Here is a 13,759-nt window from a genome sequence, read left to right on the forward strand (position 1 = left end):
TCAATGAATACTGAACATTACATAAGTAATGTTTGAATTGACTGTGCTGAATCCGAAGATTCAATGGTCACTTCGTATCATTGAAACCTAATTTGATACCGAAGTATCGAATTGGATTATCATCAACGAGTGCCCACACAGATTGATAGGTTTATATTGTTAAAGAGCTGTGCTTTCAGTGTCTTAGCACCTAAGCAGGACGCGTATATTACGCGACTGACTGTTGAAGTCAACATAAAACTCTAAAAAAGATTAGAACTTTATGGTGACTTGCTTAATAGATAAGCAAAGTCGAAATTAAAGCCTGGCGATGTCCTACTCTCACATGGGGAAGCCCCACACTACCATCGGCGCTATTGCGTTTCACTTCTGAGTTCGGCATGGGATCAGGTGGGTCCACAACGCTATGGTCGCCAAGCAAATTCTTTATCAATTTGCTCGCAAATTCAAACGCACTTTAGTGCGGCCCTTTAGGGTGAGATTTGCTTGCAAATCGAATAATTCGGAAAGCTGTTATTGTGTTCTCTACACATTCAATCTGTTCTTACTTTGAGTCCATCAAAACCCTTTGGGTGTTGTATGGTTAAGCCTCACGGGCAATTAGTACAGGTTAGCTCAACGCCTCACAACGCTTACACACCCTGCCTATCAACGTTCTAGTCTCGAACAACCCTTTAGGACCCTCAAGGGGTCAGGGAAGACTCATCTCAGGGCTCGCTTCCCGCTTAGATGCTTTCAGCGGTTATCGATTCCGAACTTAGCTACCGGGCAATGCCATTGGCATGACAACCCGAACACCAGAGGTTCGTCCACTCCGGTCCTCTCGTACTAGGAGCAGCCCCCTTCAATCTTCCAACGCCCACGGCAGATAGGGACCGAACTGTCTCACGACGTTCTAAACCCAGCTCGCGTACCACTTTAAATGGCGAACAGCCATACCCTTGGGACCGACTTCAGCCCCAGGATGTGATGAGCCGACATCGAGGTGCCAAACACCGCCGTCGATATGAACTCTTGGGCGGTATCAGCCTGTTATCCCCGGAGTACCTTTTATCCGTTGAGCGATGGCCCTTCCATACAGAACCACCGGATCACTATGACCTGCTTTCGCACCTGCTCGAATTGTCATTCTCGCAGTCAAGCGGGCTTATGCCATTGCACTAACCTCACGATGTCCAACCGTGATTAGCCCACCTTCGTGCTCCTCCGTTACTCTTTGGGAGGAGACCGCCCCAGTCAAACTACCCACCAGGCACTGTCCTCAACCCGGATGACGGGTCTAAGTTAGAACATCAACACTACAAGGGTGGTATTTCAAGGACGGCTCCACCGATACTGGCGTACCGGTTTCAAAGCCTCCCACCTATCCTACACATGTAGGGTCAATGTTCAGTGCCAAGCTGTAGTAAAGGTTCACGGGGTCTTTCCGTCTAGCCGCGGGTACACTGCATCTTCACAGCGATTTCAATTTCACTGAGTCTCGGGTGGAGACAGCGTGGCCATCATTACGCCATTCGTGCAGGTCGGAACTTACCCGACAAGGAATTTCGCTACCTTAGGACCGTTATAGTTACGGCCGCCGTTTACCGGGGCTTCGATCAAGAGCTTCGACTTACGTCTAACCCCATCAATTAACCTTCCGGCACCGGGCAGGCGTCACACCGTATACGTCATCTTACGATTTTGCACAGTGCTGTGTTTTTAATAAACAGTTGCAGCCACCTGGTATCTGCGACTCCCGTTAGCTCCATCCGCAAGGGACTTCACCGACAGGAGCGTACCTTCTCCCGAAGTTACGGTACCATTTTGCCTAGTTCCTTCACCCGAGTTCTCTCAAGCGCCTTGGTATTCTCTACCCGACCACCTGTGTCGGTTTGGGGTACGATTCCTTACAATCTGAAGCTTAGAGGCTTTTCCTGGAAGCATGGCATCAATGACTTCACACCCGTAGGTGCTCGACGTCGTGTCTCAGCCTTAAAGAGAGCCGGATTTACCTAACTCTCAAGCCTACGCACTTGAACCTGGACAACCGTCGCCAGGCCCACCTAGCCTTCTCCGTCCCCCCATCGCAATTGTAAGAAGTACGGGAATATTAACCCGTTTCCCATCGACTACGCCTTTCGGCCTCGCCTTAGGGGTCGACTTACCCTGCCCCGATTAACGTTGGACAGGAACCCTTGGTCTTCCGGCGAGGAGGTTTTTCACCCCCTTTATCGTTACTCATGTCAGCATTCGCACTTCTGATACCTCCAGCAAGCTTTACAACTCACCTTCAACGGCTTACAGAACGCTCCCCTACCCAATACATAAAATGCATTGCCGCAGCTTCGGTTTACAGCTTAGCCCCGTTACATCTTCCGCGCAGGCCGACTCGACTAGTGAGCTATTACGCTTTCTTTAAATGATGGCTGCTTCTAAGCCAACATCCTAGCTGTCTAAGCCTTCCCACATCGTTTCCCACTTAGCTGTAATTTGGGACCTTAGCTGGCGGTCTGGGTTGTTTCCCTCTCCACGACGGACGTTAGCACCCGCCGTGTGTCTCCCGGATAGTACTTACTGGTATTCGGAGTTTGCAAAGGGTTGGTAAGTCGGGATGACCCCCTAGCCTTAACAGTGCTCTACCCCCAGTAGTATTCGTCCGAGGCTCTACCTAAATAGATTTCGGGGAGAACCAGCTATCTCCAGGTTTGATTGGCCTTTCACCCCTAGCCACAAGTCATCCGCTAATTTTTCAACATTAGTCGGTTCGGTCCTCCAGTTGATGTTACTCAACCTTCAACCTGCCCATGGCTAGATCACCTGGTTTCGGGTCTATATCCAGCAACTCGACGCCCAGTTAAGACTCGATTTCTCTACGGCTCCCCTAGATGGTTAACCTTGCTACTGAATATAAGTCGCTGACCCATTATACAAAAGGTACGCAGTCACACCACGAAGGTGCTCCTACTGCTTGTACGTACACGGTTTCAGGTTCTATTTCACTCCCCTCACAGGGGTTCTTTTCGCCTTTCCCTCACGGTACTGGTTCACTATCGGTCAGTCAGTAGTATTTAGCCTTGGAGGATGGTCCCCCCATATTCAGACAGGATATCACGTGTCCCGCCCTACTCGATTTCACCTAAAATGCGCTGTCGGTTACGGGGCTATCACCCTGTATCGCAGAACTTTCCAGAACTTTCACCTGACGCATTAAAGGCTTAAGGGCTAGTCCAATTTCGCTCGCCGCTACTTTCGGAATCTCGGTTGATTTCTTTTCCTCGGGGTACTTAGATGTTTCAGTTCCCCCGGTTCGCCTCATTACCCTATGTATTCAGATAATGATACCTGCTTATGCAGGTGGGTTTCCCCATTCGGAAATCCCAGACTCAAATGACTTTTACTGTCTAATCTGGGCTTATCGCAAGTTAATACGTCCTTCATCGCCTCTGACTGCCAAGGCATCCACCGTGTACGCTTAGTCACTTAACCATACAACCCCAAAGGGTCTTACAATCAAACAACCAAAGTTGTCTGCAATTATTTAAACATGATGCAGACTCGATTTTGCCGGACTCAAATATTAAACATCACAAGGATGTTTCCAAGAACACTTGAATGTGTGTTGGTACCTAATGAACAAGTCATTAGGATTTGAGAACTTTTCAATGAATAACAACGCATCTCATAGAGATGGGGATTGTTGTTATTCGTCAGCTTTCCAAATTGTTAAAGAGCTAGATTCATAAATGAACCATTTTTAAAGATTCTTTTTCAAGAACACTTAAAGATGGTGGAGCTAAGCAGGATCGAACTGCTGACCTCCTGCGTGCAAGGCAGGCGCTCTCCCAGCTGAGCTATAGCCCCATCAAGGTGTCGATACTGTTGCCAATCTCCTGGGAGGAAGATTGGTGGGTCTGAGTGGACTTGAACCACCGACCTCTCGCTTATCAGGCGAACGCTCTAACCACCTGAGCTACAGACCCAGTATCGTCTCTTAAACTACATAAACCATCAATCTGTGTGGACACTCATCGTGAGTAATCATCGTATAAGGAGGTGATCCAGCGCCAGGTTCCCCTAGCGCTACCTTGTTACGACTTCACCCCAGTCATGAACCACAAAGTGGTGAGCGTCCCCCCGAAGGTTAAACTACCCACTTCTTTTGCAGCCCACTCCCATGGTGTGACGGGCGGTGTGTACAAGGCCCGGGAACGTATTCACCGTAGCATTCTGATCTACGATTACTAGCGATTCCGACTTCATGGAGTCGAGTTGCAGACTCCAATCCGGACTACGACGCACTTTTTGGGATTCGCTCACTTTCGCAAGTTGGCCGCCCTCTGTATGCGCCATTGTAGCACGTGTGTAGCCCTACTCGTAAGGGCCATGATGACTTGACGTCGTCCCCACCTTCCTCCGGTTTATCACCGGCAGTCTCCCTGGAGTTCCCGACATGACTCGCTGGCAAACAAGGATAAGGGTTGCGCTCGTTGCGGGACTTAACCCAACATTTCACAACACGAGCTGACGACAGCCATGCAGCACCTGTCTCATAGTTCCCGAAGGCACCAATCCATCTCTGGAAAGTTCTATGGATGTCAAGAGTAGGTAAGGTTCTTCGCGTTGCATCGAATTAAACCACATGCTCCACCGCTTGTGCGGGCCCCCGTCAATTCATTTGAGTTTTAATCTTGCGACCGTACTCCCCAGGCGGTCTACTTAACGCGTTAGCTCCGAAAGCCACGGCTCAAGGCCACAACCTCCAAGTAGACATCGTTTACGGCGTGGACTACCAGGGTATCTAATCCTGTTTGCTCCCCACGCTTTCGCATCTGAGTGTCAGTATCTGTCCAGGGGGCCGCCTTCGCCACCGGTATTCCTTCAGATCTCTACGCATTTCACCGCTACACCTGAAATTCTACCCCCCTCTACAGTACTCTAGTCTGCCAGTTTCAAATGCAATTCCGAGGTTGAGCCCCGGGCTTTCACATCTGACTTAACAAACCACCTGCATGCGCTTTACGCCCAGTAATTCCGATTAACGCTCGCACCCTCCGTATTACCGCGGCTGCTGGCACGGAGTTAGCCGGTGCTTCTTCTGCAGCTAACGTCAAATGATAGTGCTATTAACACTACCACCTTCCTCACTGCTGAAAGTACTTTACAACCCGAAGGCCTTCTTCATACACGCGGCATGGCTGCATCAGGCTTGCGCCCATTGTGCAATATTCCCCACTGCTGCCTCCCGTAGGAGTCTGGACCGTGTCTCAGTTCCAGTGTGGCTGATCATCCTCTCAGACCAGCTAGGGATCGTCGCCTTGGTGAGCCATTACCTCACCAACTAGCTAATCCCACCTGGGCATATCCTGACGCGAGAGGCCCGAAGGTCCCCCTCTTTGAGCCGAAGCTATTATGCGGTATTAGCCATCGTTTCCAATGGTTATCCCCCACATCAGGGCAATTTCCCAGGCATTACTCACCCGTCCGCCGCTCGACGCCGTTGTCGTTCCCCGAAGGTTCAGACAACTCGTTTCCGCTCGACTTGCATGTGTTAGGCCTGCCGCCAGCGTTCAATCTGAGCCATGATCAAACTCTTCAATTTAAGATTTTGTCGGCTCAATGAATACTGAACATTACATAAGTAATGTTTGAATTGACTGTGCTGAATCCGAAGATTCAATGGTCACTTCGTATCATTGAAACCTAATTTGAAACCGAAGCTTCTAATTGGATTATCATCAACGAGTGCCCACACAGATTGATAGGTTTATATTGTTAAAGAACTTTGTTTTAAGCTTTGCTCAAAACGGACGGCCATTTTAGCGAGATAACTCATAGTGTCAAACACTTTTTTGTTATTTCTCTTAAAGTTAAATGATTAACTTCAAGCCGTCTTATCATCGGCGAGATTTGTTTAGCATCCCGTGACAACGAGGGCGCATTATAGGGAGTTCACTCGACAGTACAAGAGGGAAATTGAAAAAACTTGTAGTTTTTACTTCGTTCGCTCGCAATTTAATCAAAGCGGCGTAAATGAAAGCAAAAAGGGCTCCCAAGAGCCCTTTTCTATACACCTCATCATTGATGGGCAATAATCTGATCTTTACTGACCAGTAGCTTAACTGGTTTATCTGGCACGACTTTTCCAGCCAGTATTGCTTTAGCCAGTGGGTTTTCAACACTTTGCTGAATTGCCCTTTTCAGAGGTCGAGCACCATATACCGGATCAAAACCAACTTGGGCAATAAGATCCAACGCTTTATCTGAAACCTCTAACGCATAACCTCTTTCTTCCATACGTTTGGACAGTCTCTGCAATTGAATAGACGCAATCGACTTAATATGCTCCTGACCAAGTGGATGGAAAACAACACTCTCATCGACACGGTTGAGAAATTCTGGACGGAAATGTTTGTTGACGACTTCCATCACCTGTTCTTTCATTCCTTGATAATCCAAAGAACCAAAGTTTTCCTGGATTCTCGCCGAACCTAAGTTGGATGTCATGATGACAACCGTATTGCGGAAATCGACGGTGCGACCTTGTCCATCAGTTAAACGGCCATCGTCAAGCACTTGCAATAAAATGTTGAACACATCTGGATGCGCTTTTTCAACTTCATCTAACAGAATCACTGAATAAGGTTTTCTACGTACGGCTTCCGTCAGGTAACCACCTTCTTCATAGCCAACATATCCAGGAGGTGCACCCACTAGGCGAGCAACCGAGTGTTTCTCCATAAACTCCGACATATCAATTCGAACCATGGCATCTTCACTGTCGAACATAAAGCTTGCCAGCGTTTTGCATAATTCTGTTTTACCAACACCTGTCGGACCTAAGAATAAGAAGGAGCCTATCGGTTTATTTGGATCCGACAACCCTGCTCTGCTACGGCGAATTGCATTTGAAACCACTTCTACGGCTTCGCTTTGGCCAATGACACGAGCGTGTAATACCTCTTCCATACGCAGAAGCTTTTCTTTTTCTGCTTCCAACATTTTGGAGACAGGAATACCAGTCTGCTTCGACAATACGTCAGCAATCTCGTTGTCTGTGACTTTGTTACGTAACAAGGTCATTTCCTGCATCTCTGCTTGAGTCGCAAGATCCAGTTGCTTCTCTAATTCAGGAATACGACCATATTGAAGTTCAGACATTCGATTGAGATCACCCGCTCTACGAGCAAATTCCATATCCATTCGAGCCTGCTCTAATTCGCTCTTGATATGTTGCGTCCCTGATAATGCCGCTTTCTCTGCATTCCACACTTCTTCAAGCTCAGCAAATGCACGCTCTTTGTCTTCCAATTCTTCGTTGAGGTTACTTAAGCGCTTTTCACTTGCTTCGTCATGTTCATTGGTCAACGCCTGCTGTTCAATTTTAAGCTGGATAATTTTACGCTCCAGCTTATCGAGTGATTCAGGCTTGGAGTCGATCTGCATGCGGATGCTTGATGCAGCCTCATCAATCAAGTCAATCGCTTTATCAGGCAATTGACGATCGGAAACGTAGCGATGAGATAAACTCGCCGCAGCAACAATCGCAGGATCGGTAATCTCTACATGGTGATGCAGCTCGTAGCGCTCTTTCAGTCCACGTAAAATAGCCACCGTATCTTCAACCGAAGGCTCATCCACCAGCACTTTTTGGAAACGGCGCTCTAATGCCGGATCTTTTTCAATATATTGGCGATATTCATCTAATGTAGTGGCACCAACACAGTGAAGTTCTCCACGTGCTAAAGCAGGTTTGAGCATGTTGCCGGCATCCATAGAGCCTTCACCTTTACCAGCTCCAACCATGGTATGAATCTCGTCGATAAAGAGGATGACATTGCCCTCTTCTTTAGACAGCTCATTAAGAACCGACTTCAAACGCTCTTCAAATTCACCACGGTATTTCGCGCCAGCAACTAAAGTGCCCATATCAAGCGACAGGACTCGCTTGTTACGTAGCCCTTCTGGAACTTCATTATTGATGATGCGCTGTGCTAACCCTTCAACAATCGCGGTTTTACCGACACCCGGTTCACCGATAATCACTGGGTTATTTTTGGTTCGACGCTGCAGTACTTGAATCGTACGACGAATCTCGTCATCACGACCAATGACCGGGTCCAATTTACCTTGCTCAGCTCGTTCGGTTAGATCGATGGTGAACTTTTCTAAGGCTTGGCGTAGGTCTTCAGCATTCTGATCATTAACTTTTTGCCCACCGCGTACCTTATCAATAGCATCACTCAACTTAGCTTCGGTTAAACCTAACTCTTTTAAAAGCTCACCGAGTGGTCCGCGATCTTCAATAGCAGCAAGGAGGAAAACTTCTGAGGAAATGTAGGCGTCCTGACGCTTTTGCGCGACTTTGTCACACAAATTGAAAAGCGTGCCCATCGCACTGGATAACTGAACATCCCCACCTATACCACTTACTTTAGGTAAACGATCAAGGATCTCACTCAGCTTAGAGCGTAAATGGGTTACATCGACATCGAGCATAGTCAGTAATGGGCGAATAGGGCTGCCATTCTGATCCATCAGCGCAACCATTAAGTGCACTGGTTCTATGTACTGGTGATCGCGCCCCAGCGCGAGCGATTGTGCGTCAGATATCGCGATTTGAAATTTGCTTGTGAATCTGTCGAGACGCATACCTACCTTCCTAACCTTAACGGAGAATACTCTTATAGACAGTATGAAAGATGGATACGCAAGAATCGATTTTCAAGGGGAGAGAGCTAAGTTTCCTTAGCAATTCTGAGAGTTACTTTTCCAGCCAGATAAATGTTGCTTGCCTTCCAGTGGAACCATCTCGGCGATAGGAAAAGAAGCGCTCCTGATCGAGATAAGTACACAGTTCGCTGTAATAAACGTCAGTCACACCCACTTTATTCAAGCGTTGAGTAACAAGCATGTTCATATCTGCCAGCCATTTTCCCGGCTTCTCGCGTGGTACAAATGCCTTTTTAGCCGCAGAGTCGAATGAGACAAATGAATCCAGTACGTCTTGACCGACCTCAAACGCCGAAGCGCCGATTGCCGGACCAATCCAGGCCATCACCTGTCCGTCAAATTTCGAAACAGCATTTTCAACAATCCCATCAGCCAAACCACGCCAGCCTGCATGAACCGCAGCCACTTGCGTACCAGCAGTATTCGTCAACAAAACGGGTAAGCAATCAGCGGTCATAGCAGAACACACTACGCCTGCCTGTTGGGTAAAGAGGCCGTCAGCATCCAGCACATTTTGTGTTGGTTTGTCAGCTTCCAAAACAACCGTAGAGTGTGTCTGATTAAGCCAGATAGGTGATGTCGGCATCTGAGATTGCTGTGTTAACCATTGGCGGTTCTTTTCAACAATCGCAAGTTCATCCCCAACATGATCGCCAAGGTTTAACCCCTGATAAACACCAGAAGAAAAGCCTTGCTGTCGAGTCGAGGCAAAAGCTTTAACATTGCTCGGCGCAGGCCAGTTAGGGATGATCATGTCCATCTTAGAATTCGTCTTCTAATCCGTGGTGCTGCGTATCTTGGCGAAGCGCTTCGGCCATTTCGACCATGTCGTCTGGTACTGGAGCGTGGAACTCCAGCTCTTCTCCAGTCACTGGATGATCAAACTTTAGCATCACAGCATGGAGCGCTTGACGATCAAACTTACGGATCATTTCCGCCAGTTCCTCTGAAGCCCCCGAAGGAATTCGCGCTCGGCCACCATAAGCAGAATCACCCAGCAATGGGTGCTGAAGGTAAGACATGTGCACACGGATCTGGTGAGTTCGACCAGTTTCAAGGCGTAAGCGAATACGGGTGTGTTCACGGAAATGTTCTGCGACTCGATAGTGCGTAACCGCTGGCTTACCCATTGGGCTAACCGCCATCAAAGTACGCTTCGTTGAGTGACGACCAATCGGCTGCTCTACTCGTCCGCCCGCAGTCATACGGCCAATCGCAATCGCTTCATACTCACGAGTAATGTTACGCTTTTGCAGTGCTCGAACGAGACGAGTCTGTGCTGGTACTGTTTTCGCTACCACCATCAAACCTGTAGTGTCCTTATCAAGACGATGAACAATACCCGCTCGAGGCACTTCGGCAATATCAGGGTAATGATGCAGCAGAGCATTTAATACCGTCCCATCAGGAGTACCGGCACCTGGGTGAACAACAAAATCTCTTGGTTTATTGATGACCATAATATCGTCATCTTCATAAACGATATCCAATGGGATATCTTGCGCTTCCCAGCGCTCTTCGTCTTCCAGTTCGGCCTGTAGCGTAATGATTTCACCGCCCATCACTTTCGTGCGGGGTTTGGTAATCACCTCACCATTGACCTGAACTTTGCCGTCGACCAACCATTCTTTCAGACGGGAGCGGGAAAAGTCGGCGAATAGTTCTGCGATCGCCTGGTCAAGACGTTGACCTAATTGACTATCTTTTACTGTATGCGTTAATTCAATCTGCTGAGCCATATCGAACTTTTTTAAAAACTGTGAGACTAATTGTCACTAGTGTGGAAGAATATCGCTCCATTGTATCTGCTACCGGCAAGAAAGTAACGGAAGCGCAAGAAATATTTATCTCAAGGAATCGAATCCTGACATGAAAAAGCATACTTTATCTGGCTTATTGGCATTATCCGTTTTGGTTGGCTGTTCTAGCAGCGAAGAAATCGTCCCGGATATACCGCCATCGGAACTCTACTCAGAAGCACAGATATCGCTGCAAAGTGGCAACTGGTTAACCGCCATCGACAAACTGGAAGCGCTGGATTCTCGCTACCCGTTTGGCGCATACTCCGAGCAGGTTCAGCTGGATCTAATTTATGCCTACTACAAAAACGACGATTTAGCGCTTGGTCTTGCGACGATTGAGCGTTTCTCTCGTCTCAATCCAACTCACGAAAAACTTGATTGGGTTTTGTACATGCGTGGTCTAACTCACATGGCACAGGATCGTAACTTTATGCACGATCTATTTAATGTTGACCGTAGTGATCGAGACCCTGAACCAGTGAAAAAAGCCTTTGCTGATTTCAAAAAGCTGCTAGAACGTTATCCAAATAGCCCTTATGCAGAAGACGCTCAAAAACGTATGTTTGCCCTGAAAAATCGTTTAGCGGAATACGATCTGGCAACGGCAGACTTCTACCTGCGTCGTGAAGCTTGGATCGCCGCCATAAACCGAACACAAGAGTTGCAAAAGACTTACCCGGATACAGAAGCGGCTCGTAAGTCACTCGAGATCCAACTAGAAGCCTATGAAAAACTTGGGCTAGAAGATGCCGCTAAGCGCACCAGGCAACTTATCGAGCTAAACCCTCAGTAACTACTTAGAAGTTAAAGAAAACCGCCTCCACACTGAGGCGGTTTTTTATTGCCTATTTTGCTGAGTGACTTGTTAAGAACTACCTTTAATAGATGATCTATCGAGGGTACTTCATGAGTCGAGTTGTCTTAATTCTGGTTTTATTCGCCGCCATCTCCCATCAAGCGGCAGCGCTTTCTTTGTCACCATTACAAAAAGATCCTTACTTTGGAGACCTGACTGAGCTCGAAAAGAAAGGGGCTATACGGGTATTGGTTTCAGCCGATCTCGGCTTTTATTATATTGAAGGGGGCAAACCTAAAGGCATTCTTGCTGAGCTGCTGTATCACTTTGAGAAAGAACTCAGACAACGTTCCTCTTACTTCAATCTGCAGATTATTCCGGTACAAAGAGACGAGTTACTACCTTCATTAGAAAAAGGTTATGGCGATCTGATCGTTGCAAACCTGACTATCACTTCCTATCGCTCAAAACATATCGATTTTAGCATTCCAGTTTTACAAGGCGTCAGTGAGCTGCTCGTCACTCGTAGTACCACCCCACCAATTACTAACTTGACGCAACTCAGTGGTAAAGAGATTTGGGTTCGAGCCAGCTCCAGCTACTTCGAAAGCTTACAAAAAGTGAATCAATTGCTCGATGAGCATGACTTGCAACCCGTCACAATTCGCTTTGTAGAAGAAACGCTACAAGATATTGAAATTATTGAATTGGTTAATCAAGGCCACATCGATGCCACAGTTTTGGACAGCCACAAAACTGAGCTTTGGCTGAAGGTAATGGAAAACATTGAGGTGCACGACCAAGCTCCTCTCAGAGTTGATGGCAAGATTGCTTGGGCGATGCGCAAAAATAGCCCCGATTTACAGTCGTTCGTTAACCAATGTCTAAAGAAAACCCGTTCAGGCACCTTGTTAGGTAACGTCATTTACGGCAAATATCTTGATAAAACAGGCTGGCTGAAACGTATTCTAAACCCTGATCATATTACTCGCCTAGACTCGTTATCAGGCATCTTCGCCAACTACTCCGAACAATATGACTTTGACCCATTGATGATCTCAGCCCAAGGGTTTCAGGAGTCCGGTTTAGATCAGAGCAAGGTGTCACACAAAGGCGCAGTAGGCGTCATGCAGGTATTACCCAGCACTGCTAGAGATCCCAATGTCGCCATTCCTGACATCTATCAAGTTGATAACAATATCCATGCTGGCGTGAAATACATGCGCTTTCTCAAAGATCGCTATTTTAGTGATGATGACATCACGCCCGATAATCAGGTTTATTTTTCCTTGGCAGCATACAACGCTGGGCCTGCCAATATTCGTAAGATGCGCAGTTTGGCCAAGCAGAATGGATATGATCCCAATCGATGGTTCCGGAATGTTGAGATCATGGCGAGACGGAATATTGGCCGTGAACCGGTTCACTATGTATCCAACATCAATCGCTATTTTGTCATTTACAAGCAGCTCAATGCCCTGAAAGAGCAGCGTCAGCACCAATCTAGCAGTGCAGGCACACCAGATCTCTTCGTTCCTAATATCGATCAGTAACGCCGGGGAAAGTACATCAAAAAGAGGGAAAGGAAACTACAGAAGAGAATGCGAAGAGAGTCACATTGGTAGTTGAGCAACAATTAACCAGCCATTTTTATCAGGTCGAATTAGAGCCCTAAAAAGCGGATGATTTTTAGTATGTTACCTTCTCCAATCTAGCGATATTTTTTTGGGGCACAAGCTTTTTCAGCGTCAAACAAACCAAGTATTTGAGATAGATCACGTTTAATTTCAATCTAAAAACACACCAACAAAAAGGTGACTTGAGTCACATTATTTTAAGCTTAGGCGAGTAATCTGAAGTTAACCCATAAGGGATGCTACAGAGGAAAACATCTATGAAAGTAAACATCACTGGTAAAAATATCGAAACCACCTCTGCAATCCGAGCTCATATCGAGAGCAAATTTAAAAAGTTGGAAAAATGGCAAGTAGACATCATCGGATGTCAGGCAAGCTTCAGTGAGGAGCCGAATAAACAGAAGAAATTTGAAGCTGTCATTACTGTCCCTAAAGGCCAACTTGTTGCATCTGCCACCAACGAAGATCTGTACGTTGCTATCAATGAGGTAGAACAAAAACTGGAACGTCAGCTCAACAAACTTCGTCACAAGCCTGAAGCGCGACGCGCAGAGAAACCAGAGCTTGAAGAGATAGAAAGCGAATAATTGTTAACTCATATTGATGAGTTACAGAGGATTTAAAAAATAGCGCCGAAAGGCGCTATTTTTTTGCTTGACGCTCACTAAGCGGTTGCTTATTGTGTTGGCAGCATCACAACAAAAGTAATGATTTATGACTCACAACACCCTGTTCTTTTTTGACTTCTTTTTTCTCCACTAAGCTTGGAGGCTCTCTCGTTTTCGAAAGAAAAGTCAAAAACGAACAGGAAG

General features: G+C 47.0%; 6 protein-coding genes, 2 tRNA genes, 3 rRNA genes and 1 other annotated feature (1 of these 12 cut by a window edge). Of the genes, 3 read left to right on the forward strand and 8 right to left on the reverse strand.

Annotated features, from left to right (window positions below):
- Positions 1-302: 302 nt before the first annotated feature.
- From rrf to rluD, 8 genes are all read right to left on the reverse strand, one after another.
- Positions 303-418, reverse strand: a 5S ribosomal RNA gene (gene rrf, locus VIC_RS02770).
- A gap of 161 nt (positions 419-579) precedes the next feature.
- A 23S ribosomal RNA gene (locus tag VIC_RS02775) occupies positions 580-3,468 on the reverse strand.
- A gap of 299 nt (positions 3,469-3,767) precedes the next feature.
- Positions 3,768-3,843, reverse strand: a tRNA-Ala gene (locus tag VIC_RS02780).
- 42 nt (positions 3,844-3,885) lie between these two features.
- Positions 3,886-3,962: transfer RNA gene (locus VIC_RS02785), tRNA-Ile, on the reverse strand.
- A gap of 66 nt (positions 3,963-4,028) precedes the next feature.
- A 16S ribosomal RNA gene (locus VIC_RS02790) occupies positions 4,029-5,581 on the reverse strand.
- Together the 16S, 23S and 5S rRNA genes with 2 tRNA genes alongside form the textbook arrangement of a ribosomal RNA operon.
- Before the next feature lie 476 nt (positions 5,582-6,057).
- Positions 6,058-8,631: an ATP-dependent chaperone ClpB gene (gene clpB, locus VIC_RS02795; RefSeq protein ID WP_006957654.1), complete on the reverse strand. Its 2,574-nt coding sequence runs from the start codon at positions 8,629-8,631 to the stop codon at positions 6,058-6,060.
- A gap of 112 nt (positions 8,632-8,743) precedes the next feature.
- Positions 8,744-9,472: a peptidoglycan editing factor PgeF gene (gene pgeF, locus VIC_RS02800; RefSeq protein ID WP_006957657.1), complete on the reverse strand. Its 729-nt coding sequence runs from the start codon at positions 9,470-9,472 to the stop codon at positions 8,744-8,746.
- Between the two features lies 1 nt (position 9,473).
- On the reverse strand, positions 9,474-10,451 hold the full coding sequence (rluD, locus tag VIC_RS02805) for a 23S rRNA pseudouridine(1911/1915/1917) synthase RluD (protein ID WP_006957659.1): 978 nt from the start codon (positions 10,449-10,451) through the stop codon (positions 9,474-9,476).
- Between the two features lie 130 nt (positions 10,452-10,581).
- Here rluD and VIC_RS02810 point away from each other — a divergent pair, with 130 nt between their 5' ends.
- The 3 genes from VIC_RS02810 (at position 10,582) to hpf (ending at position 13,534) form a co-directional block, all read left to right on the forward strand.
- Positions 10,582-11,307, forward strand: a complete 726-nt coding sequence (locus VIC_RS02810) for an outer membrane protein assembly factor BamD (protein ID WP_006957661.1) — start codon at positions 10,582-10,584, stop codon at positions 11,305-11,307.
- A 113-nt stretch (positions 11,308-11,420) separates the two neighbouring features.
- Positions 11,421-12,863 (forward strand): MltF family protein, encoded by a 1,443-nt coding sequence (locus VIC_RS02815; protein WP_006957662.1) that lies wholly within the window; start codon positions 11,421-11,423, stop codon positions 12,861-12,863.
- 341 nt (positions 12,864-13,204) lie between these two features.
- Positions 13,205-13,534: a ribosome hibernation-promoting factor, HPF/YfiA family gene (hpf, locus tag VIC_RS02820; protein ID WP_006957664.1), complete on the forward strand. Its 330-nt coding sequence runs from the start codon at positions 13,205-13,207 to the stop codon at positions 13,532-13,534.
- A gap of 129 nt (positions 13,535-13,663) precedes the next feature.
- Positions 13,664-13,759: a sequence feature (Phe leader region), on the forward strand (it continues 26 nt past the right edge of the window).

This window comes from Vibrio coralliilyticus ATCC BAA-450, assembly GCF_000176135.1.
Lineage (GTDB): Bacteria > Pseudomonadota > Gammaproteobacteria > Enterobacterales > Vibrionaceae > Vibrio > Vibrio coralliilyticus.